The sequence below is a fragment of the Lentzea sp. NPDC054927 genome (assembly GCF_053610285.1).
Window position 1 is genome coordinate 92,595 of the sequence record NZ_JBSGXZ010000027.1, and the last position, 23,877, is coordinate 116,471.

15 protein-coding genes are annotated in these 23,877 nt (G+C 68.4%); 4 read left to right on the forward strand and 11 right to left on the reverse strand.

What is annotated here, in order from left to right:
- Positions 1-2: 2 nt before the first annotated feature.
- Together ACWGE0_RS29465 and ACWGE0_RS29470 are read right to left on the reverse strand one after the other, a co-directional pair.
- Entirely contained in the window at positions 3-1,607 is a 1,605-nt protein-coding gene (locus ACWGE0_RS29465; RefSeq protein WP_452264151.1) for a long-chain fatty acid--CoA ligase, read from the reverse strand.
- A gap of 80 nt (positions 1,608-1,687) precedes the next feature.
- On the reverse strand, positions 1,688-2,536 hold the full coding sequence (locus ACWGE0_RS29470; RefSeq protein ID WP_452264152.1) for a LysR family transcriptional regulator: 849 nt from the start codon (positions 2,534-2,536) through the stop codon (positions 1,688-1,690).
- A 69-nt stretch (positions 2,537-2,605) separates the two neighbouring features.
- On the opposite strand from ACWGE0_RS29470, the gene ACWGE0_RS29475 reads away from it, so the two are divergent.
- From ACWGE0_RS29475 to ACWGE0_RS29485, 3 genes are all read left to right on the forward strand, one after another.
- Entirely contained in the window at positions 2,606-3,466 is an 861-nt protein-coding gene (locus ACWGE0_RS29475; RefSeq protein WP_452264153.1) for an EamA family transporter, read from the forward strand.
- A gap of 25 nt (positions 3,467-3,491) precedes the next feature.
- A complete protein-coding gene (locus tag ACWGE0_RS29480; protein ID WP_452264154.1) occupies positions 3,492-5,492 on the forward strand; it encodes a neutral/alkaline ceramidase in 2,001 nt (666 codons plus the stop codon).
- Between the two features lie 134 nt (positions 5,493-5,626).
- Positions 5,627-6,562, forward strand: a complete 936-nt coding sequence (locus ACWGE0_RS29485; RefSeq protein WP_452264155.1) for an alpha/beta hydrolase — start codon at positions 5,627-5,629, stop codon at positions 6,560-6,562.
- A 3-nt stretch (positions 6,563-6,565) separates the two neighbouring features.
- Here the strand turns inward: ACWGE0_RS29485 and ACWGE0_RS29490 are convergent, their stop codons facing one another.
- The 7 genes from ACWGE0_RS29490 to ACWGE0_RS29520 all read right to left on the reverse strand — a co-directional run bounded on the left by ACWGE0_RS29490 (position 6,566) and on the right by ACWGE0_RS29520 (position 21,340).
- A complete protein-coding gene (locus ACWGE0_RS29490) occupies positions 6,566-7,393 on the reverse strand; it encodes a hydrolase (protein ID WP_452264156.1) in 828 nt (275 codons plus the stop codon).
- Positions 7,394-7,439: 46 nt separating this feature from the next.
- Entirely contained in the window at positions 7,440-7,847 is a 408-nt protein-coding gene (locus tag ACWGE0_RS29495; RefSeq protein WP_452264157.1) for a hypothetical protein, read from the reverse strand.
- 6 nt (positions 7,848-7,853) lie between these two features.
- Positions 7,854-8,705, reverse strand: a complete 852-nt coding sequence (locus tag ACWGE0_RS29500; protein ID WP_452264158.1) for a universal stress protein — start codon at positions 8,703-8,705, stop codon at positions 7,854-7,856.
- Positions 8,706-8,786: 81 nt separating this feature from the next.
- Positions 8,787-12,089 (reverse strand): CARDB domain-containing protein, encoded by a 3,303-nt coding sequence (locus tag ACWGE0_RS29505; protein WP_452264159.1) that lies wholly within the window; start codon positions 12,087-12,089, stop codon positions 8,787-8,789.
- 52 nt (positions 12,090-12,141) lie between these two features.
- A complete protein-coding gene (locus ACWGE0_RS29510; RefSeq protein WP_452264160.1) occupies positions 12,142-15,948 on the reverse strand; it encodes a discoidin domain-containing protein in 3,807 nt (1,268 codons plus the stop codon).
- 328 nt (positions 15,949-16,276) lie between these two features.
- Positions 16,277-17,542 (reverse strand): alpha/beta hydrolase family protein, encoded by a 1,266-nt coding sequence (locus tag ACWGE0_RS29515; protein WP_452264161.1) that lies wholly within the window; start codon positions 17,540-17,542, stop codon positions 16,277-16,279.
- A gap of 675 nt (positions 17,543-18,217) precedes the next feature.
- The gene (locus tag ACWGE0_RS29520) at positions 18,218-21,340 is read right to left on the reverse strand and encodes a S8 family peptidase (RefSeq protein WP_452264162.1); all 3,123 of its coding nucleotides are present in this window, start codon (positions 21,338-21,340) and stop codon (positions 18,218-18,220) included.
- A gap of 105 nt (positions 21,341-21,445) precedes the next feature.
- On the opposite strand from ACWGE0_RS29520, the gene ACWGE0_RS29525 reads away from it, so the two are divergent.
- Positions 21,446-22,036 carry a TetR/AcrR family transcriptional regulator gene (locus tag ACWGE0_RS29525; protein WP_452264163.1) on the forward strand — a complete coding sequence of 197 codons (591 nt, stop codon included), beginning with the start codon at positions 21,446-21,448 and terminating at the stop codon, positions 22,034-22,036.
- Between the two features lie 6 nt (positions 22,037-22,042).
- Here ACWGE0_RS29525 and ACWGE0_RS29530 read toward each other — a convergent pair whose 3' ends face one another.
- Together ACWGE0_RS29530 and ACWGE0_RS29535 are read right to left on the reverse strand one after the other, a co-directional pair.
- Positions 22,043-23,287: a cytochrome P450 gene (locus tag ACWGE0_RS29530; RefSeq protein WP_452264164.1), complete on the reverse strand. Its 1,245-nt coding sequence runs from the start codon at positions 23,285-23,287 to the stop codon at positions 22,043-22,045.
- 150 nt (positions 23,288-23,437) lie between these two features.
- A complete protein-coding gene (locus ACWGE0_RS29535) occupies positions 23,438-23,854 on the reverse strand; it encodes a VOC family protein (protein ID WP_452264165.1) in 417 nt (138 codons plus the stop codon).
- Between the last annotated feature and the right edge of the window lie 23 nt (positions 23,855-23,877).

Consider the following 23,877-nt stretch of genomic DNA (forward strand, 5'->3'; position numbering starts at 1 on the left):
CACTAGGCCGAGTCGCGCAGGGCGCTCTTCGACAGTTTTCCGGTGCCGGTCTTGGGCAACGTGGTCCGGAAGATGACCTCGTCGGGCAGCCACCAGCTGGCGACCAGCGGCGTGATGTGCCGCATGAGTTCCTCACCCGTGGCGGCGCTTCCCTCACGCAGCACGACGTAGGCGACGGGACGCTCCACCCACCGCGGGTCCGGGCGGGCGACCACGGCCACCTCGACGACGTCGGAGTGCGAGGCGATGGCGCTCTCCAGTTCGACCGAGGAGATCCACTCGCCGCCGGACTTGATCAGGTCCTTCATCCGGTCCACGAGCCGCAGGTAACCGTCGCCGTCGAGGGTGGCGAGGTCGCCGGTCCGCAGCCAGCCGTCGGCGGTGAAGCTGTCCCCGGAGTCCACCAGGAAGTAGGCATCCGACACCCACGGGCCCGCGACCTGGAGTTCTCCGACCGCTTTGCCGTCGCGCGGGAGTTCCACGCCGGTCTCGACGTCGGCGATCCGCAGGCGCACGAGCGGCAGCGGCTGGCCCTGGGAGGCCCGCACCGCCACCTGTTCCCGCGTGGTCGCGTCCCGGTGCCGGGTGCGGGTGCCGCCGATCGTCCCGACCGGACTGATCTCCGTCATGCCCCAGGAGTGCGTGATGGGCACGCCGAGCGCGTCGCGGTAGGCCTCCGACAGCGCCGGGGCGATCGCGGAGCCGCCGCCGAGCAGGAACCGCGTGGCGCTGAGGTCGTGCGATCGCAGTCCGGGAACCAGGCTCGTCCACACCGTCGGCACGGCGCCGGCGACGGTGACCCGCTCGGTCTCCATCAACCGCAGCAGGTGGTCCGGATCCGAAGAAGGACCGGGGAGAACCAGTGAGGCGCCGGTCATCATCGCGCCGTAGGGGAGACCCCAGGCGTTGGCGTGGAACATGGGCACGATCGGCATCACGACATCGCTCTCGCACAGACCGATGAACCCGGCCGCGAGCGTTCCCAGGCAGTGCAGGATCGTCGAGCGATGGCTGTAGAGCACGCCTTTGGGCGGTCCGGTCGTCCCTGACGTGTAGCAGAGCCCGGAGGCCAGGTTCTCGTCCGCGAGCGTGAAGGAGTCCTCGAACGAGCCCTCGAACGGATCGGCTCCCGCGACCAGTTCGTCGTAGAGCAGGACGCGGGGATCGGCCGGGATCACCGCGTCGCTGTCGTCAGGCAGCACCACCCAGTGCCGCACCTTCTGCATTCGGTCGGCGCTGGGCCAGATCCGCGGCAGCAACGCGCGGTCGACGAACACCACGTCGTCCTCGGCGTGGTTGACGATGTACTCGAGGTGCTCCGCCGAAAGCCGGATGTTGATCGAGTGCAGCACCCGCTTCGTGACCGGCACCGCGAGGTATAGCTCGAGGTGACGGCGCGTGTTGCTGGCGAACGTGCCGACGCGGGCGCCGGCCGGGACACCGAGGGAGTCCAGCGCGCCGGCGAGGCGCCGGGTCTGCTCGGCCACCTCGGCGTACGTGACCCGCTCTGCTCCGGCCGTGACGACCAGCTTGTGCGCGTGGAGTCGCTCGGCCCGCTCCAGGATGTGCGCGATGGTGAGCGGCCGAGGTTGCATCAGCCCGTCCATGAGAAGTCACCCTAAGTGCGCTTTTCGACGCGCAAGAGGGGAGAACCTTCCACTCATTCGCCTGTCCTGGCAGCGATTCCTCACACTCGATACGCGTCGCACGCCAGCGTGATCAGGTCGGTCAGGTGCTGCGGCGGCTGGTCCTTCCACCACGCCAGCCACACCGGGATCGGCGGTGCGTCCACCACCGCTCGGTACGCCACACCCGGCCGTGGGTTCAGACTCGCGGTGGCCTCGGACGTCATGCCCACGGCCTGCCCGGCGGCGATCAACGTCAGCCACTCGTCGACGCTGTGCGTGTTGCGCACGACTGCCGGTGCCTTGCCCGGTTGCCACAGGTCCAATGTGGTCGTTCCGGTGCGGTCGTCGACCGCGATGCCGTACCGCGCCAGGTCCGCCAGCTTCAGCGAACGCTTGCGCGCCAACGGGTTGTCCGTCGCGACGACGCCGTACCGCCGTTCGGTGCCGAGCAACGCCGTCTCGAACCGCGGATCGTCGAGCGCCTTCCGCACGACCGCGACGTCGGCGGTGCCCTCGGCGAGCCCGGCGGTCAGCGAGTTCGACTGGACGAACACCAGCGGCAGCCCGGGATGCTGTGCGGCCCAGGACTTCTGCACGCGCCGGGTGTGCTTGCCCAGCGCCGACCAGGCATAACCGATCCGCAGCTCCGTCGACGACTGCGACGCGATCCGGTGCAGGTGCGCGACCTCGTCCAGCACCCGCCGCGCCCCGGCGAGCACCTGGGTGCCGGTTGACGTCAGAGCGACGTGCCGGGTCGAGCGTTGCAGCAGACGAACACCCAGTGATGACTCCAGCGCGGCGATCGCGCGGGACACCGAGGCCTGGGTGAGGTCGAGTTCCCTTGCCGCGTCGGTGAACGTGCCCGCGTCGACCACCGCGACGAACGCTCGGAGCTGCCGCAGATCCATGCGTCCAGCGTATAGCTGACGCGGCTCATGCATTTCCCGCATCGATGCCGCGACCGCAGGCTGGACGGCATGAAGAGCATCGGTGGATTCGCGACGATGACCGCGAGCGCGGCCAGCAACCAGCTCGGTGCCGCCGTGGGCGCCCACGCGTTCGCCACGATCGGCCCGGCCGGTGTCGTGGCCGTGCGCCAGTTCGTGGCCGCCGCCGTGCTGCTCCCGATGGCCCGGCCGAACCTGCGAAGATTCACCTGGGCGCAGTGGTGGCCGACGATCGCGCTCGGCCTGGTGTTCGCCACCATGAACCTGAGCCTCTACATGGCGATCGACCGGATCGGCCTCGGTCTCGCCGTCACGCTGGAGGTGCTCGGGCCGCTCGGCGTCGCGCTGGCCGGGTCGCGAACCCGCCAGGACTTCCTGTTCGTGGTGATCGCGGCCGTCGGCGTGTACGTGCTGGTGCAGCCCGGCCCGAGCAGCGACTACCTCGGCGTCGGGCTCGGCCTGCTCGCGGCGGGGTGCTGGGCCGCCTACATCCTGCTCAACCGCCTGGTCGGGGCCCGTTTGCCGGGTCTCCAGGCGCCCGCCGTCGCGACCGCGATGTCGGCGACGCTGTACGTCCCGGTCGTGGTGCTGCTCGTCCTGCACGGGAAGCTGACCGGGATGTCGATCCTCTACGCGGTCGGCGCGGGCGTGTTCTGCAGCGTCGTGCCGTACGCCGTCGACGTGATCGCGCTCAGGAAGGTGCCCGCGCGCCTGTTCGGGCTGGCGATGAGCGTGCACCCGGTGCTGGCGGCACTCGCGGGGCTCGTGGTGCTGGGGGAGACGCTCGAACTCCACCATTGGACTGGAATCTTGCTCGTCGTCACCGCCAATGCACTCGCGGTGACTTGCTCGAAGTGGTCTGGATCACCTACCGTTCAACCCGAAATGTGAATCCCATTCACTTAGCGGGGTGCTCATGCGGACCAAAGTCTTGACGGTCGTCGCCGCACTGACCGGTGCGGTGCTGGTCAGCGGCCCGTTCGCGTGGGCGGAACCCGAGCCCTACCTCGTCGGCAGGGGCATCTCCGACGTCACCGGCCCGGCCGCCGAGAACGGCATGATGGGCTACTCCAAGTTCGACCAGAAGACGACGGGCATCGCCCAGCGGCTGCGGTCGCGGGCGTACGTCGTGGTCGACCGGACCACGAACAAGCGGGTCGCGTACGTCAACGCCGACCTCGCGATGATCTTCCGCGCGGTGCAGGAGGGCGTGCTCGGCAAGCTCCAGGCCAAGTACGGCAACACCTACACCCGCGAGAACCTGCTGCTGTCCGCGACGCACACGCACTCCGGGCCCGGCGGCCAGTCGCACAACCTCGCCTACAACCTGTCGATCCTCGGCATGCAGCCGCAGGCGCTCGCCGCGGTGGTCGACGGCATCGCCGAGTCGGTCGTCGAGGCGCACGAGGACCTCAAACCCGGTTCGATCAGTCTTGGGTTCGGGGAGCTCACGAACGCGTCGGTGAACCGCTCGCGCGTCGCGTTCGACAAGAACCCCGACAAGGGCGCGTTCCCCGCCGGGATCGACCCGCAGATGACCGTGCTGAAGTTCAAGCAGGCCGGTGACGACGTCGGCGCGATCAGCTGGTTCGCCACGCACAACACGTCAGTCACCAACGCGAACACGCTGATCAGTCCGGACAACAAGGGTTACGCGGCCTATCAGTGGGAGCACGACGACGAAGGCGTGCGGTACCTGGACAACACCGCGGGCTTCGTTGCGGCGTTCCCGAACACCAACGCCGGCGACATGTCGCCGAACCTCAACCTGAAGCCTGGTTCCGGCCCCACCGAGAACGAGTGGGAGAACACGCGGATCATCGGCGAGCGCCAGAACCGCAAGGCGCAGGAGGTCTACCACGGCCCGCAGGCCGCGGTGTCCGGTGGCGTCGACTCGCGGATGCGGTTCGTGGACATGTCGGCCGTGCAGGTCGACGGCCGCTTCACCTCGAACGGCCAGCCCGGCACCACGTGCTCCGGAGTCGTTGGCGCGTCGACGATCGCGGGCAGCGTCGAGGACGGCCCGGCGATCCCCGGCTTCTCCGAGGGCATGCAGTCGCCGTGGAAGAAGCTGTTCGAGCCGTTGCAGATGGAGGTTCCGCAGTGGCTGCGGGACTGCCAGTTCCCCAAGGCCTCTTTGGTGCCAACGGGTCTGATCGGCGCGACGCCGAACATCGTGCCGCTGCAGCTCGTCCGCATCGGCCAGCTGCACCTCGTCGCGATGCCGGGTGAGGTCACGATCACCGCGGGTCTGCGCATCCGCAAGGCGGTGGCTTCGGAGCTGGGTGTGCCGGTACAGAACGTGCTGATCCAGGGCTACGCCAACGACTACAGCCAGTACGTCACCACGCCGGAGGAGTACGACTCGCAGCAGTACGAGGGCGGCTCCACGTTGTTCGGCCGCAACACCACGCCCGCGTACCAGCAGGAGTTCGGCAAGCTCGCGGCGTCGATGAAGGCCGGTTCCTCGTTGCCGGCCGGCCCGAACCCCGGCAAGCCGCCGTTCACCGACATCAACCTGCAGACCGGTGTCGTGCTCGACGACAAGCCCGCGGACAAGAAGTACGGCGACGTCCTGATCGCGCCGAAGCCGTCCTACGGGCGTGGCGAGACCGTGACGTCCGTCTTCGTCACCGGGCACCCGAAGAACAACCTGCACCGCAACCACACGTTCCTCGAGGTGCAGCGGCAGGTGAACGGCCAGTGGGTGCGCGTCGCCGACGACGGTGACTGGTCCACGCGCTACAAGTGGGAACGCGTCGGCATCGCCTTCTCGAACGCCACGATCACCTGGCAGATCCCGGCGGACACGCCCGCCGGCACCTACCGGATCGTGCACCACGGCGACGAGAAGAGCGGTTGGACCGGCAAGATCACCGGCTTCACCGGCGCGACCACGGGCTTCACGGTGGCCTGAGTGAGCTGAGCGTTCGGCCCTCGTCGAACTTCGGCGAGGGCCGAATCTATTCCGACGCTCGCTGAGGTCATGGTTACGTTGTGCACGATTTAATCGCGCAATAGCTTTATGGCATCCGATCCGAAGGAGCAGCCATGAAGCGCCCAGTCCTCGAGCCCGCCGCCGCCGAGTTCGCCGCCGCCACCGCCCAGCCGCCGTTCCTGTTCGAGATCGCCCCCGAGGAGGGCCGCAAGGCCGTCGACGAGGTGCAGTCGGGTGCCGTCGAGAAGCCCGAGGTCGACGAGCAATGGGTGGAGCTGGACGGCTTCAAGGTCCGCGTGATCAAGCCTGCCGGTGTCGCGGGCGAGCTCCCCGTCATCCTCTACATCCACGGCGCCGGCTGGGTGTTCGGCAACGCCCACACCCACGACCGCCTGGTCCGCGAACTCGCGGTCGGCGCGGGCGCGGCCGTCGTCTTCCCCGACTACTCGCTCTCGCCCGAGGCCCGCTACCCGGTCGCGATCAACCAGAACTACGCCACCGCCCAGTGGATCCAGGCTTCCGGCGCTTCGTACGGCCTCGACACCACCCGCGTCGCGATCGCCGGTGACTCGGTCGGCGGCAACATGGCGGCGGCGTTGACGTTGCAGGCCAAGGAACGCGGCGACATCGAGCTGAAGGCCCAGGTGCTGTTCTACCCGGTGACCGACGCTTCCTTCGACACCGACTCGTACCTGCAGTTCGCCGAGGGGTACTTCCTGCGCCGCGACGGCATGCAGTGGTTCTGGGACCAGTACACGACGAACCCGCTGGAACGCGCCGAGATCACCGCGTCCCCGTTGCGCGCCACCACCGAACAGCTCGCGGGTCTCCCGCAGGCGCTGGTGATCACCGCCGAGGCCGACGTGCTGCGCGACGAGGGCGAGGCCTACGCGGACAAGCTGCGCGAGGCCGGTGTGCCCGTCACCGCCGTCCGATACGCGGGCGCGATCCACGACTTCGTGATGCTCAACGCGCTGCGCGGCACGCACGCCGCCGAGGCCGCGATCGCCCAGGCGGCGGCGTTCCTGCGCAAGGCCCTGACGAGCTGACCGTCACCCGAGGTGGTCGTTCGCTCCGCTGACCCACGCGCTGTAGCGGTCGGCGGAGCGGCGCACCGCCTCCTTGGCGTCGACCAGCACCGCGCCGCCCAGCAGCGAGTACAGGCGCTCGAACGGATACGGCTCGAGCCGGTCCACGATCCGCTGCACCAGCCCGGCGGAGAGCGGGATCCTGTTCGGATAGCTGCGCATGAACGTCACCCAGCCCGTGTCCGGCACCGGCACGATGGTGTCCCCGACGAGCAGCGTGCCTCTTCCGTCCGAGCCGGCGGCGATGTGGGCGACCGCGGCGCCGGGGAAGTGCCCGCCCGCTTCGACCAGGGTGATGCCGGGCAGCACCTCCTCGATGCCTGACCACTCACCGATCACCGGGTCCTCCCGCCGCACCCACCGCCGGTCGGCGGAGTGCACCAGGACCGGGACGTTGCCGAGCAGGTGGCTGAGGCCGACCTGCGAGCCGTACATGTGCGGATGGCTCGCCACGATCACCGCGGCGCCGCCCAGCTCGGTGATCTTGTCGATCAGTTGCGGGTCGAGGTGGTTGGGCGGGTCCCACAGCAGGTTGCCGTGCGGCGTCTGGACCACGAACGTCCACTGGCCGATGCCGAACTCGGGTTCCCGGTGCAGCCGGTGGACGCCCGGCTCGACCTCCTGGTGCACCAGTTCGTGACCGTCAGCGGCCAGTTCGTCCAGCGTCGTCCACACCTGGCCGGACTCGGGCACGTATTGCCGTTCGTCGGCGCAGATCTCGCAGACACCCGCCGGAGGTCGGGCGCTGTCGGGGTGTTCGACCCCGCACGTCCCGCAGATCCAGATCGTCATGATCCAAGTCTTCAACCTCCAGTGAAGTCGAGGTCAAGCACCTCGCTCAGGGGTTGATCCGCAGGGTCTTCGTCACCTGGAACGGCGTGCCCTGCTGGCAGGTGGTCATCGCGCCCGGCTCGGCCCTGCCCGTCACCTCGATCTCGGCGCCGGCCACCGCGATCGCGGGGTCGGCGCCGAGCAGCAAGTACTGCGCGGTGCCCGTGTTCAGCACCAGACAGCCCGACTCAACGCCTGCCGACACCGTGCCGCGCACTGTCATCCCCGGCTCCAACGCCCGTGACGGCGTCGTGCTGAGAGGCGCGGACGACGGTGGTAGTGGAGCCGGGATGCTCGGTGTGGACGTGCCGGGTGAGGTGACCGTCGTCGGGGTGCTCGACGCGGGGACCTGTGGCGGCGCCTGTCCAGCACAGCCGGCCAGGACCAGACACAGCAGCACGGTTGAACCGCGCATCTCGCGTCACCTCCGATGAACCACGGCGACCGGGCACGGCGCGTGGTGGAGCACAGCGTGGCTCACTGAACCCAGAATTGCACGCTTCACCGCGCCACGGCCGTGACTGCCCACGGCCACGAGCGCGGCGCCATCGGCCGCCTGGAGCAACGCCCGTGCGGGTGCGTTGAACGCGACTTCCTGTGCCACGTGCACCTCGGGGTGGCGGGCGACGTGCGGCGCCAGTTGTTCGTCGAGCAGCTTCGCGAGGTCGGCACGGACGTGGTCGACGTCCCCCTCGGGCAGTTCGGCCCAGGCGATGTCGTTGAAGGCGTGGACGGCGAGCAGTTCGCGTCCGTGCCGGGCGGCGAACGCGAAGGCGAACTCGATGGCGTCCGTGGAAGTCTCGGAACCGTCGATGCCGACGACGACACGGCCGTCCAGCGGCCCGGTGCGCGTGACGACGACCGGGCGGCCGCCGATGGACACGAGCTCGGCGGCGGTGGAGCCCAGAACCATCTCGGCGATGCCGGTGCGGCCCGAGGACCCGAGCACGAGCAGGTCGCCGGACTCCTCGGCGAGCACGTCGACCGCGCGGCCGATGCGGACGTTCGTGGTGACCTGGAGGTCTGGCCAGCCCTGCCTGATCTCGGTCGCGAGCTCGGCCAGGTGATCCTCGGCGGCCTTGCGCATCGTCTCCTCGGTGACGAACTCCGGGATCGGGGCGGACATGGGGGTGAAGACGGGCTCGGGCAGCGGCGCGCGGACGGCGTGCACGACGTGCAGGTCCGAACCGCAGCGTGAGGACTCTTCGGCGCCCCAGAACGCGGCCCGCTCGGCGAGCTCGGAACCGTCGAACCCGACCACGACAGTGGACATGAGAAACCACCTCCAGCCAGGGCATACCCAGCTGGAGGTGGCTCCAAAAGTGATCTACGGATCTAGCGCCGTGTCACGCCACTAGTTGATGACGAACTGCGTCCCCGGCTCCCTGACGATGTCGCCGTCGGCGGAGTTGGTGATCGTGACGTTCGTCAGCCGCGCCGAACCCCTGGCCTGGGCCATCGCGAGGATGCCAGCACCGTTGTTCGACTTGTCGATGCGGACGTTGGTGATCTGCACGTCCGGCATGCCGCTGCCGCCACCCTTGAACTGGATGCCGTCGAAGGTGGAGTCGAGGATCTCGGTGTCGCGGATGACGACACCGGGGATCGCCAGGTTCTGGGAGAACAACGTGATGGCGCCGAACTCCTGCGCCTCACCCCAGAACGCGCCACCCGTGCGGTAGAGGGCGTTGTTGGCGAGCAACGTCGTGCCGCCGAACGGCAACGGGTCGTGGTCGGTCGCCAGCATGATGCCCGGGTAGTTCGCCGTGTCGGAGATGATGTTGTTCTCCGCGCGGTTGTTCGAACCACCGTAGATCGCGATTCCGTTGGCACGCCACGGGAGCGCGATGGTGTTGTTGAGGAACGCGTTGCCGCTGCCGACATCCACGTTCTGGTCCTTCACGTACTTCGACGCCCACACCGCCAGCGCATCGTCACCCGTGGTGCGGAACGACGAGTTGAACACCGTGGAGTTGCGCGTGCCGTTGGTGAAGTTGATGCCGTCGGCATAGGTGTCGCGGATGCGCATGCCGTTGAACTGCAGGCCGTCGCCGGGGTTCCAGCGGTCCGGCAGGTTGGTGTAGTCGCGGCCGACCCAGACACCGACGTTGGCGTGCTCGATCCAGACGTTGGTGACCTTGGTGTTCTTGCCGAACCGCCCGTTGAGGCCGACACCGCCCTCCGCGCCGCCGTCACCGCCGCGGATCCGGCCGGAACCGAAGATCGCGATGTCGGAGATCTGCGTGTTGTCGTCGATGTCGAACCCGAAGTTGCCCTCGTGCGGGTGGTTGATCGTGTCGGCGTCCTGCGGCTGGATCAGCGAGAACAGCTGCGAGTGCCACATGCCGGCGCCGCGGATCGTGACGTTGCGGATGCCGACCTGGTTGTCCCCACCGCTGTTGAAGACGGTCAGGATCTTCTTCTCCTGGCGGAACTTGCCCTCCGGGATCCAGACACAGGGGATCTCCCCGTTCTGGTCGGCCGTCACGGCGCGCTGCAACGCGTCCGTGTCGTCCGTCTGGTCGTTCGCCGTGGCACCGTACTGCGTGATCGACACGCACTCGGCGGGCTTCTGCGCGGCCGGCGCGACCTGCTCCAGGTCGATCAGGTCGATGACGTAGAACTGGGCGCTGTCACCGGCGTCGCGCTGGAGCTTGAACCGGGTGCCCGCGGGGTAGGAGCTCGCGAGCAGCTGTGAGGTCTCGTCGAACAACCTGCGGGCGTCACCGCCCGGCCGGTTCGTGAGGCCCTCGGGGTCGTCGGTCGTGCCGTAGAGCCAGCTGTGCCGCGACGACAGGGTCAGCTTCTGCACGAACTGGTCGTTCGCGTACAGGCTGATCGTCGCCTCCTGGCCACCGCCCGCGGCGGCGTCCGGGATCGAGTTGCGGACCACGATCGAGTTCGTGCTGACCGTCGAGGTGACCTCGACGAACTGGCCCTGGCTGTCGAGGCGCACCGACTTGCGGCCCGAGGACTCGGAACCGAAGTTGGTGTGCCCGAACGTGCGCTTCGCGTCGGCCTGCAGCAGCGTGCCCTGGTAGCGGCCGCTTTCGGCTTCATAGCTGGTGAACGGAACCGAAGCGCCGCGTCCGACCACAATGGACTGGGTCGCGGTGTTGTTGGTCTCGTTGGTCTCCGCGACCTGACCCGTCGCGTCTGCTGTCGCGGTGGCCGTGGCACCACCGTTCGTGGCGGTCCACGTGCCGACGTTGACCGTCACGGTCTGGCCGGCGTTGATGGCGGAGGTGTTGGCGTTCAACGTGCTGCTGCCGACGACCACGCGCGTCACCGAGGCACCGGCGTTGGACGTGCCGCGGTTGTTGACCTGCACCGCGAACGTCACCTGCTGGCCCGCCGCCGGCGACGACGGGTTCGGCGTGATGCCGGTGATCTGCAGGTCGGGTCCGGGCGCCTGGCCGACGACCAGGGGAGTGCCGGAGGTGAAGGTGTTGTTGCCCTCGTTGGTCTCCGCGACCTGGTTGGCCGGGTCCACCGTGGCCGCGGCCGCGTAGGACCCGGCGCCCCGCCGACCGGCGTCGACGCTGACGCTGGCGGTGGCTCCAGGAGCGAGCCCCGCGACCTGCGCGGTGCCCGCGACGGTGCCGCCGAGCGTGACGTTGACGGTCGTCGCGCCGGACGCCACGGTGCCGCCGTTGCGCACGGTGGCGGTGAGCCGGATCGCGTCCGCCTCGCTCGGGCTGGCCGGCGTCCACGTCAGGTTCGTGACGGTGAGGTCAGGAGCCGGTGCGGAGGCGCCGAACACCTGGAACTCGGCGACCTGGCCGCCGGGCGCACCGGTGTTCGAGTAGAAGTGCAGCCGCACGTCCGCCGCCCGGCCGCTGACCGGGATGGTGACGGTGTTACCGGTGGCCGGGTCGAACCGGTAGTCCGCCCGCGCCTTCAGGGTCGCGAACGCCGTGGCGCTCGATTCCCGGCCCAGCACCTCGAAGTTCTGCGTGCGGGCACCCCACGCGCCGTCCGGGTTGAGCTTGACGACGACCGAGGTCACGTCGGCGTTCGAGCCGAGCTTCGCGGTCAGGTGACCGGGGAAGCCGTTGGACTCCCAGTACGTGCCGGTGTTGCCGTCGACGGCGTTGCCCGGCACGAAGTTGTGCACGTGACCGGACTCCTCGACCGGCTTGCCCGCCGCGAGGTTGTCGCCGTTGGGCGGCGGGTCGACCGGGCCGGACTCGCCGTGCACCTCGAACTCGCTGAGCTGACCCGCGGGCCACGCGGTGTTCGCGGTGATCGTGACGCGCACGTACCTGGTGCTGGTCGCGGTGAAGTCCAGCGTCACCGTGTTGTTCGAGCCGGGCGAGAACGTCCGCCCGCCGGAGCCCACGATGTCGGTGAACTGCGAACCGTTCGAACTTCCTTGCACGGCGAGGGTCTGCGTGCGCTGCTCCCAGTTCGAGGGCAGCCGCAGCACGACCTTGCTGACCTCCTTCGCGGCACCCAGATCGGCCTGGATCCACTGCGGGAACACGGCGTTCGTGCTCTCCCAGTAGCTGCCCTGGTTGCCGTCACCGGCGTTTCCTGCGCCGTACGGGCCGTTGCTGCTCGACGAGGTCAGGTTGGCCGACAGCCGGACGACTGCTGCTCCTGCCGTGGGTGTCAATCCGAACAGTGCGAGGGCGCTGACAAGGGCAGCACTCACCGCACGCCTCAATAGCGTGTTTTTCATTGAATTGTCCTTCGCGGCAGGGAAATCAGTTGATGTTGATCGTGAAGGTGGAGGTCGTGTTCCTGATGTCCTGGAAGTTGTTGCTGAACCGCAGGCCGTTGAACGTCACGGAACCCACGGCGGGACCCTGGCCCGGTTCGGGCATCTCGTTGGCCCACAGGCCGAACCCGGACTTGGCGTCGAACTCGTCGCCGCTCTTGCGCGCACCCGAGATGCTCACGTTGGACAGCACCGTGTCCTGGAAGATGTTCTCGGCCGCACCGTTGTACTTGGTCTGGAACATGATTCCGCTGTACGTCGGATCGATGATCTCGACGTCACTGACCCGGATCCCGGTGTACTTCTTGGAAGCCGAGAACATCCAGATCGCGCCGAACGTCTGCGCGCCCCAGAAATGTCCACCGGAACGCACCAGGGTGAGCCCGCTGAACGTCGTCGGCTCCGGTCCGAAGTCCTCCATCGGGTAACCGAAGTCGAGCGAGCTGATCGTCACGGCGGAGTAGGTCAGCGTGTCCGCCACGTAGATGTTGCGGAACGTGTTGAGCTTGCCGCCGTAGACCGCGAGACCCGCCGCGCGCCAGGGAGTCAGCACGCTCAGGTTCTCGAAGACGTTGTTCTGCTGGCCGCTTCCGCCGTTGTCGGTGGCGGCGAACAGCGCGAACGCGTCGTCACCGGTCGACCGGGCCTCGATGTTCGAGATCCGGTTGCCCGCCGACCCGTTGGTCATGTTGAGGCCGTCCGCGTACATGTCGCGGATGCGGCTGTCCCTGATGACGTTGTTGTCGACGTTGTTGCCCCAGAACAGGCACATCATGTGCTCGACCCAGATGTTCTCGATGGTCATGTTCTGCACGCCGGCGAAGTTGAACACCTTGCCCGGCCCGTCGTTGCGCTGCGTGTAGTTGCCGAACACGGCGAATCCGCTGAACGTCGAGCCGCTCGCGGACGACTGCGCGTCGAACCCGATGTCGGTGTTCTCCTGGGTGAGCGGGGCCTGGAACCTGGTGAACCAGGGGCCGGCGCCGATGACCCGGATCGCCTTGCCGTACACGTTGAACTTCTGCTGCGTCTGGTAGGTACCCGCGGGCAGGTAGACGCCGATGAGGTTGCCGGTGGTGTCCATCCGGACGCGGTCGAGCGCGTTCTGCACGTCCTGGTGGGAGAACCCGGCGGGCACGGCATAGCGTGCGGCGTCAGGATTTCCGGCCGCCGACACCTGTTCGAAGTTCACGAAGTCGATCGCGTAGTTCGTGGTGTTGGCCGCGTCCTTCTGCAGCTTGATCTTCGTGCCCGCCGGGAACGTCGAGTTGAGCATGACGTTCGCCTCGTCGTAGATGTGCCGCGGCCCACCGGCTCCCGGTGAGTTGCCGGGACTGGCTTCGTTGCCGTAGAGCCACATGTACTTCGACGTCAGGTCGATGGCCTTGTGGAACTGGCCGTTGACGTAGACGTTGAGGTTCGACGTGATGCCACCGCCACCCGAGCTGTCCGGGATCGAGAACCGGGTGACCAGGGTGTTCGTCGGCCCGCTCGTCGTGAACTCGACCGACTGGCCGTTGCCGTTCAGCGTGACGGCACGACGGCCGGACGCCTCACCGGCGAGGTCACCGATCGTCCTGTTCGGACTGAGCACCTGCGCGCCACCACCGATCGTGGCGTCCTCGGCCTCCACGTGCTGCCACGGAACGCTGGCACCGCGGCCGATGAACAACGACTGCTCGCTGGTGTTGTTGCCCTGCTTGGCCGGGATCTCGTTGCCGTCGTTCGCGATCACGGTGCGGACCGTGTACCGGCCGTCGGCGGCGGGCCAGGTGCCGAGGTTGACCGCCGCGGACGTGGCACCGGCGTTGATCGTGCCGTTGTGGCTGCCGGTCAGCGTGCGGACGGTCTGGCCGCTGCTGTTGAGGATGGTGACCGTGATGCCGTGGGCGCCTGCTGCCGAAGCGAGCGTGCCCTGGTTCTTGATCGCGACGGTGAACGTGGTGCTCTGGCCGTTGCTGGGGTTGCTCGGCGACCAGGCCGGCACCGCGACCAGGTCAGAGCTCGGGACCGGCGTGACCACGAGGGCGTTGGGGTGCAGGCGCGAGTTGTTGGTCTCGTCCTGCTCCGCCACCTTCTTGGTCTCGTCGACCTTCGCGGTGTACTGGTACGAACCCTCCGGACGGGCCGGGATGGTGGTGCTGACGCCTGCCTGCGCACCCGCCGCGAGCGCGCCGACCTGAGCCGTGCCGACCGCGGTGGTGCCGAGGAAGAACGTCACGTCGGTCGCGATGCTGGCCGCCGTGCCCGCGTTGCGAACCGTGGCGTTGAGCGTGATCTGGTCGGTCTCGACCGGGCTGGCCGGCGTGAACGACGTGCCGGTGACGGTGAGGTCGGGGTTCGGGGCAGGGGTGCCGAACACCTGGATCTCCGCCACCTGGGCGCCGGGCGCGCCGGTGTTGGACGTGAATCGCAGCTGGACGTCGGCGACCCTGGCACTCACGCCGATCGTGACGCTGTTGCCGCTGGCCGGATCCCAGCGGTAGTCGCGGCCGGCGACCAGGCTGGTGAAGCCGGTGGCGTTCTGTTCGCGGCCGAGGACCTCGACGTTCTGGGTACGGGCACCCCATGCGCCGTCGGGGTTGAGTTTGACCGCGAGCGAGCTCAGGTCCGCGTTCGATCCCAGTTGGACGGTCAGCATGCCGGGGAAGCCGTTGGACTCCCAGTAGGTCTGGACGTTGCCGTCGTTGGCGTTGGCCGCGACGAAGTTGTGCACGTTGTGGTTGGCCGTGACGGGCTTGCCCTGCGCGAGGTTCGTGCCGGTGGCGCCCTCACGCGTGACGGAGTTGCTGGCGGGGGACTGGTTGCCCGCCGCGTCCTTCGCGATCACGTGGTAGGTCACCCGCACCCCGTCGGGCTGGCTGTCGGTGTAGGTCGTGCCGGTGACCGTGGTGCGCAGGCTGCCGTTGGCGAAGACGTCGTAGCCGGTGACGCCGACGTTGTCCGTGCTGGCGTTCCAGGTCAGCCGGATCTGCCCGGCCTGCGGCTGAGTGAAGGCGAGGGCCGCCGGCGCGCTCGGTGCCTGCGTGTCACCGGTCGTGGGCCCGTGCACCTCGAACTCGCTGAGCTGCCCCGCGGGCCAGCCGGTGTTCCCGGTGATCCGCAGCCGCACGTACCGCGCGGTGGCGGCGGTGAAGTCGACGGTGACGGTGTTGCTCGCCGCCGGGTTGAACTCATACCCCTTGGACGCCACGAGATCCGTGAAGTTCTGGCCGTCCGTGCTGCCCTGCACCGCGAACGTCTGGGTGCGCGCGCCCCAGTCCGCGGCGGGCAGCTTCAGCACGACCCGGTCGGCCCTGATCGCGGACCCGAGATCGGCCTGGATCCACTGCGGGAACGCGTTGTTCGCGCTCTCCCAGTACGTGCCCTGGTTGCCGTCACCCACGTTGTTGGGGGTGTAGCCCTGGTTGACGCTGCTGGCGCTGAAGCTCGCCTGCAACTTGGCACTGGCGGCGGCTTCCTCGACCTCCAGCCTGGCCGTCGTCTTGGTGGCGCGGACGTGCCGGGCGAGCGTCGGGTCGACCTGGAACGTCACCTTGCCGTTCTTGAAGGTGTGCGGCTGTTCCGCGACGAGCGTCGACCAGCCTCTGCCGTCGAGACTCGTCTGCACGGCGAACGTCTCCGTGCCGTCACGGGACGCTTTGAGCGCGACCTGGCCGATGCGGGTCTGCTTCTGCAGGTCCACGCTGACCGCTGCGGCGTGTGCGGCAGGGGAGACGGTCAGCGTGGCCGCGGTGGTGATGAGTGCGACTAAGGGGGCTAGCAGGGAGCGAGCGCGTGTCGTCGATGACATGGCGTGCTTGGCCCTTCTCGGTGGGGACGCGAGGGGGTGTGGCGCGCCTCACCGTAGAAGTGACTAGCAGATTACCGCAATATCTCGACGTGATTGCGCAAATTTGCGACATCGCCCTCTGAACAGGAAAGATGTGTCCCGGTTCGGGTACCTGAACCCGGTGCTGGGCGCCGCAGGGGCGATCACCAGCGGCAGCTCGTCGTGTCGTGTCGTCGGTTCGAGCCCGAACGTGCGCAATAAATTGATTTGATCTCGATACGCTCGCTTGCACCGGCTTGCTGCGCGTTTGCACAGCTTTCGCAAGGCTTGCGCAGGCTGCGCGCAAACCTCAGAGCTTCGCGAACAACCTTCTGGTTCGGTTCAGCAGATCCAGCCTGTGCTCACGCCGCCGCAGCGAGTGCCCCTCGCCCGGATAGACGACGAGCTCGGAGTGCCCCACCGCCCGGTGCAACAGCTCTGCTTGCTCCAAGGGCACATTGGTGTCCTCCGCACCGTGCACGATCAACATCGGCGTGCTGATCCGGTCCGCATACGTGAGCGGACTGTGCTCCGGCCCGTCCCCGAGCGCCGCCTCGAACGCGCCCCACTCACCCTTCGCGATCTGCCTGGGCCAGTCGGAAATCCCCGCGCCCACGAGCGCCGCCTTGAACCGCTGCGTCCGGGTCGTCGCCCAGGCGGCCATGAACCCGCCGTGACTCCAGCCCGCGATACCGAGCCGGTCCGGGTCCGCGATTTGGTGTTCTACCAGCAGATCGATGCCGGACTCGATGTCGTGCCACTCCTCTTGCCCGACACGCTTCTCCGCCGCGACGGCGAACTCGTGGCCGCGGCCGAGGCTTCCCCTGGGGTTGGGCAGGAAACTCGCGATCCCCTGATGCGCGAACCACTGCGCCGACGGCACCCAGTGCAGCTGGAAGTCGTCTGACCAGCGGTCGTAGGGACCGCCGTGCACGAGGGTGATGAGCGGAAACGGACCGTCCCGCCGCGCTCTACCTGGCGGCAGCACTAGCAGCCCATCGAGGTCGAGCCCGTCTTCGGCCTGGTAGCGCACGCGTTCCTGCGCGCCCCACCGGATGCCTTCGGGTCGCCGCGCATGACCACCCCGCGGCCGGTGCGCGCCCGTGATGCGGCCGAGCAGACCCTGGCCGAGGCGGTGGAACTCGGTGTCCAGCCCGGTGGCGACGACCATGATCGGCGCGTCGCCGTCGTCCTGGACGAGCTCGACGGGGCAGGCCTGCATGCCCGCGGTGAGGTTGCGGTGGCGCTGGTCGAAGACGGCGTTGCCGCCCTGCAGGTGCGGCGGCGTCAGGGCCAGGTACACGATCTCGTCGCCCCACCACACCGGGTTGCCGGCGTCGGCCGCGGTCGGGCCCAGGTCGGTGACCTTGCCGTTGTCGACCACGTGGAGGGCGGGGTTGAGCAGGCCGGGGTCGATCTTCGGCGAGGACCAGGTGATCACGGCGAGTCGGCCGTCGGGGTGCCGGGCCGTGTCGGCGACGTGGCGGTTCGGGATGCGCACGTCGCTCGGCGGTGATGGGGATGCGGCGGGCGGTGGGCAGTGGTTGACCACGATCTCGTCGGTCAGTTCCCGCACCCGCGCCCCGCTCTCGCGTCTCGCACCGCCCTCGCACGCGCTCCCGCTTTCGCTTCTGTCGCATGCGCTTCAGCTCTCGTGCCGCTCGCTCGCGCCGCCCTCGCACTCGCGCATCTCTCCCGAGCCCTTGCCTTCGCGCCGCTTTGCTCGCGTCTCTCACACGCGCTCGCGTCCTCGCGCCGCTTGCTCGAGTGCCTCACACGCACTCGCGTCGCTCGCGTCCCTCACACGAGCTCGGGTCCGTTGCGCCGCTCGCTCGCGCCCCCTTCGCTCGCCGGTGCCCATTCTGGCATCCGTGTCCACTGGCTGGCGGGTCGTGTCGCCCTGATCTCCGGTCGGCTCAAGGGTTCCCCGCGTCCGGCTCCTCTGGCCGCGCTGCCTGGCTGGGCCCGTTCACCACCACCGTTCGCATGTCCGTTCGTACCAACGTTTGCGTCTTCGTTTGTGTCGCCTGTGTTGGCCCTCGTGTCCCGACCTGGCCGCCGCCGCCCGCCCCTTCCTCCTGCGGGGAGGTGGACGATCATGCATTCAGGACATCTACTTGACGGCGCCGGGCGTGGATCGGGACTGAGTTCACTCGTCCGGGTGATGGGGCCGTCGGGTGGAGCTGGGGAGGCGTGGTGGGAGGCCCGCGCGCTCGGTTGCCTTGTGGGCTGGGAGCGCGCGGGCCGGTCGTCAGTGGAGCAGGTAGGCGTTGATTATGGTCTGCTCCACGGTTTGGCCGGTGCCGGATGCCTTGGCGCGCAAGGAGACCGACTTGGCGTCCTTGGGGTGGGCCAGGAGTACGCGGCCCAGGGTGATGGGGGTGCGGCGCCAGGTCTTGCCGGCGTCGTAGGACACCTCGACGGAGGTGACGTGCACTGAGCCGGTTTGGGATTGGGTTGAGATTGGCACGGCGAGCATTTGGCCGGCGCGGGCGGTGCCGGTGTCGTCGAGTTGTGGGGTGAAGCGGATTACGGACAAGGGCAGTGCGGTTTGTTTGGTTGTGGTGTCGCTGCGGAACGTCCAGGTGCCGGACACCGTGGTGCTCAAAGGGGTGTCGCGGGTTGCGGTGGTTTCTACGCGGTAGCTGGCGGCGCCGGGTTCTACGTCGAACAGGCCCCAGCCTGCCTCGGCGGTTTCGCCGGCCTTGGTGCCGTTGCGGTAAAGGGTGGTTTTGGCTTCGGTGACCGGGCCGTAGCCCTCGTTGCCGGCGTTGTCGCCGTAGAGGGGGACGGTGATTCGCATCAGGTCGCCGGTGCGGAACGTGTGCGGGATGTCGCGGGCTTCGGGTAGGGCGGGGCCGAAGACCGCGCGGTTGAACGGTTCCACGTAGGACTTGCCTGGGCGGTAGTGCCTGAGCGGGCCTACCAGTGCGCCGGCGAAGCCGTTTTCGTTGAACAGGTTGAACCTGCGTGACCAGTCGCCGCCCTCGCCGCCGTAGTACTCGGTGCGCTGGCCGGCTGCCAGGTTGTCGAGTGAGCCGTAGCCCCAGTCGGCGCGGCCTTCTGGTGCCGAGGTGTGGCCGATGGTGGCGTTCTGGCCTGGCTGGAGTGCGGGCATGTCTACCTTGACGGACGCCAGGTCCCGCTTCGCGATGGCCTTGGTCAGGCCCTTCGGTGCGGAACCCTTCTGGTACCAGGCGAGGCCGTAGAAGTCTGGGCCCGCGTTCCAGAAGGTCGCGGTCTTGCCGGTGACCTCGTTCGAGTCGGGGCCGAGGCTCGCGACGCCCAGGTGGTCGATGACGCCGCCGACCGAGAAGTTGCCGATGGTGTAGGCGGTGCCGTTGACGACACGTTCGAAACCGGTCTGCAGCAACGAGAGTTGTGCGGCGACCGGGAGTTTCACCTGGACCGGCTTGGCTTGGCGGGCGTCCAGGTCGATCGTGGTGGCACCGGTGATGGTGAGGTTCGGGTAGTTGATCACGTCGTGGGTGTAAGCGCCGCTCGACGACATGACGCTGCCGTTGAGGATGTAGCGGCCCTTGGCGAGGCGGGCCACGCCGGTCGTGTTGTTCGGCCAGACGCGGGTGCCGGTGTCGACGTTGATCAGGAACGCGAAGGTCGAGGTGGTGGCGACGCCGGAGCGTTCGACGCCGGTGATCTTGACGTCGTAGCTTTCGGTTTCCAGGTCGACGACCACGGCTGTGCGGACGCCGTTCGCGACGACCGCGCCGCCGATCACACCGCCGTTGGGCTGCTTGGCGATGTCCGCGGTGACGGTGGCGGTCGCGGAGCCGCCCGCGGGCACGGTGAGTTTGGCGGGGGAGACGCTGAACAGCGAGCCGTTGGTGTCGGTGGTGAGGTCGAGCGTGACGGGCTCGGTGCCCGCGTTGCTGTAGGTGATCTCCTTGGTCAGCGCGGGTTTGCTGGTGTGCGGCCATTGGTGCGCGCCGAAGCTGAGGCTGGTCGGGTTCGAGGTCACGTTCTGCTTGATCAGCTTGGCGACGTCGACGCGGCCGGAGCCCTGTTCGAACGGGGTCAGCTTCGCGGTGGGCGTGGTGCTGCCGGTGAGGCGGGCCTTGAGCTGGGCGCCGGTCAGGTCCGGGTGCTGCTGGCGCAGGAGGGCCGCGGCACCCGCGACGTGCGGGGTGGCCATCGAGGTGCCGTCGAGCGAGGTGTAGCCGTCGGCGACGGGCGGGCCGATCCTGCCGTCGGAGTGCAGGGCGGCGACGATGCCGACGCCCGGCGCGGTGAGGTCGGGCTTGAGCGTGCCGGCCTGGGTCGGGCCGCGGCTCGAGAACTCCGCGATCTGGTTCTGGTCGTCGACCGCGCCGACGGTGAGGGCGGCGTCGGCGGTGCCGGGCGAGCCGAGGGTGCGCGCGTTCGGGCCGCTGTTGCCGGCGGCGATCACGAACAGCGTGCCCTTGTCGGCGCTGAGGCGGTTGACGGCCTCTTCGAGGGGCTCGATTTCGGGCGTGTCGTAGCCGCCGAGGCTCATGTTGATGATCTGGGCGCCCTGCTCGGCCGCCCACTCCATGCCGGCGATGATCCCGCTGTCCTGGCCGGAACCGTTGTCGCCCAGCACCTTCACGTCGAGGATGCGCGCGCCCGGCGCGACGCCGTGGTACTTGCCGCCGCTCTTCGCGCCGGTGCCCGCGATGATCGACGCGACGTGCGTGCCATGGCCGTAGTGATCGCCCGCGTCGGGGGAGTTGGTGAAGTTGCGCTCGCCGATCTCGCGGTCGGCCAGGTCCGGGTGGGACTGGTCGACGCCGGTGTCGAGGACGGCGACCGTGATGTCCTTGCCGGTGAGGCCCGCGTCGTAGGCGGCGGGGGCGTTGATCTGGGCGACGCTGCGGTCCAGGTTCGCCTTGCGCTTCGCGTCGAGCCAGATTTTCTTGATGCCGGATGTCGACATGTCGAATGTTGACATTCCGCTTGTTGACATGCTGGTTGTTGACATTCCGGCAATCGGCGTCCTGGCCGCGTCGAAGGCGACGCCGTTGATGCTGGGCAACTGGAGGCCCGCGCTCTGGGCGCGAGCGGTGCCTTCGGGGTAGGTGACGATCACGGGCAGGGCGCCGCCGTAGGTGGCGAGCTCGGTGACGTCGAACAGGCGCTCGTCGAGGCGGCCGGCCGCGATCATCGGCATGGCGTCGTCGGGCACCACGTACTCGTGGCCCTGCGCGGTGTAGGTGGTGAACGTCGCGCGCTCACGGCCGGGCGCCGGTCTGACTGCCCGGTGGCCGGCGAGCACCTGGTCGCCCGTGATCAGGGTGACCGTTGGTGCGGTTGCTGCTGCTCGTGTGGGAGCGGCATGTGCCTGGCCGGCGGTGAGCAGGGCTCCGGCCAGTACGACGACTCCGAGTAAGCGCACCCGGTCCTCCGTAGGTCTGTGAGAGCGTTCTCACGGAAGGTAATGGGGTGCTCACGTGGGTGACAAGGTCTATACCAATTTCCGGTACGCTTTAATCTTTCCGCCATGACGGGCCTGCGTGAACGCAAGAAGGCTGCGACCAAGGTGGCGCTGGGTGATGCCGCGTGGAGCCTCTGCGTCGAACACGGCTACGACCGGGTCACGGTCGAGCAGATCGCGCGGACCGCCGGGGTGTCGCTGCGGACGTTCTTCAACTACTTCTCCTCGAAAGAGGAAGCGGTCATGGCCGGCGACACGGTGATGGCCGAGACGTTGGTGCGTGAGTTCGCCGCGCGGCCGCTGGACGAGTCGGTGCTGGTCGCCTTGCGTGAAGCGCTCCACTCGGTCTATCCGCGACACGTCGATCTCGAACGGCTGCGCGGGCTGCGCGAACTGCGCCGGCACCCCGCGCTGCTGCCGTACGTCTTCGCCGCCTACTCGGCACGTGAGCAGGAGCTGACCGCGGCGATCGCGGTGCGGTGCGGCGTTGATCCTGGTCAGGACCCGTATCCGGCGGTGACGGCCTCGGCGATCCTCGCGTCGTTGCGCGCGGTCGTGCAGTGGTGGCTCGACACGCCGTCCGCCGCCGAGCGGTACACGGCCGCCGAGCTGGTCAAACGGATGATCGACCAGCTCGGCTCCGGTTTCACCAGGTGAGCGCGTTCACCACGTGACCGGCAGGGAGTGCACGCCGTAGATCGACATGTCGGTCCGCAGCGGCACCTCGTCGGCGGGCACGGCGAGCTTGAGCGTCGGCAACCTGCGCAACAGCTCGGTGAATCCGACGGTCATCTCCACGCGCGCGAGCTGCTGGCCGAGGCACTGGTGGATGCCGTGCCCGAACGCGACGTGGTGGCCCCGCGGCCGGTCGACCCGCAGCTCGTGCGGATCGTCGTACTGGCTCTCGTCGCGGTTGACCGCGGGCACCGACACCACGACCGTCTCACCGGCCTTGATAGTGGCGCCGCCGATCACGACGTCCTCCGTCGCGTGCCGTGCGACGCCCATGCTGATGATCGACAGGTACCGCAGCAGCTCCTCGACGGCGTTGTCGATCAGCTCGGGACGCTCCCGCAGTTTGGTGAACTCCTCCGGGTGCTCGAGCAGCGCGAACGTGCCGAGCGCCAGCATGTTCGCCGTCGTCTCGTGGCCCGCGATGAGCAGCAGGTTCGCGATGCCGACCAGCTCGTCCTCGTTGAGGTCGGTGTCGCGCACGAGTCCGGACAACAGGTCGTCGCCGGGGTTCGCCTGCTTGTCGCGGACCAGCGTCTGCATGAAGCGGCGCAGCTCGGTGGTGTTCTTGATCTGCTCGTCGACCGTCGTGTTGAGACTGAGCAGTTTGGACGTGCGGCGCTGGAACTCCTCGCGGTCGCCGTAGTCGACGCCCAGCAGCTCACAGATCACCAGCGACGGCACCGGTAGCGCGAAGTCGTGCACTAGATCGGCCGGCGCTCCCTTCTCGATCATGGCGTCGAGCTGGGCGGTGACGATCTCGAGCACGCGCGGCGCCAGGTCCCGCATCCTGCGCACGGTGAACTGCCCGGTCAGCAGCCTGCGGTAGCGGGTGTGCTCGGGGGCGTCCATGAAGATGAACGACCCGGCTCTGCGCTCCGGCGGGAACAGCTCGGCGTGCAGCTCCGGCGAGATGAGCCTGCGCGCCCGCGGGCTGTTGATCCGGTCCGAGCTCATCTTCGGCTCGGCCAGCACCGCCCGCGCCTCGTCGTGCCCGGTGACGAGCCAGACGGTGTCGCCGTTGTGCTCGATCCGGTGGATGCGCCCGTGCCCGCTCAACTCGGTCAGCCCGGTGGCCGGGTCGAACGGGCACCCGTCGCGCTTCTCGGTGAGTTCGGCGGGCAGCTGCGGACGGATGAGCTCCTGAGCGCTGCGCTGCCGCTCGGCCGTGGTCATGGCCTCTCCCTGTCTGACCCGGTGTGACCGGGACGTGGCTCGGCGTCACCTCCACGCTACAGAAACTTGCGCGTCGTGCAAGATTTTTGGGTGTTCTTTACCCTGCGCCGCTCAAGCCGGCTCCGCTCAGACCGCGCATCAGACCCCGAATCAGACAGCGAACACCTGGGAGTCGTCCGCGAAGGCTTTGAACTCCAGCGCGTTGCCGGCCGGGTCCAGCAGGAACATCGTCCACTGCTCGCCGGGCTCACCCTTGAACCGCACGTACGGCTCGATGACGAACTTCGTGCCGGCGTTCGTGAGCTTGCCCGCGAGAGTGTGGAAGTCGTCGACGGTCAGTACGAGCCCGAAGTGGGGGACCGGCACGTCGTGGCCGTCGACGGGGTTGCTGACCCGCTCGGTCTTCGGCGCGAGGTGCGTGACGAACTGGTGGCCGTGCAGGTTCCAGTCGATCCACGTGTCGGAGCTGCGGCCCTGCTCCAGGCCGAGCGTCTCGCCGTAGAAGTGGCGGGCGGCGTTCAGGTCGTCGACGGGCATGGCCAGGTGGAAGCGTGGGATGTTCGGCATGTCCGGATGTTAACATTCCTACA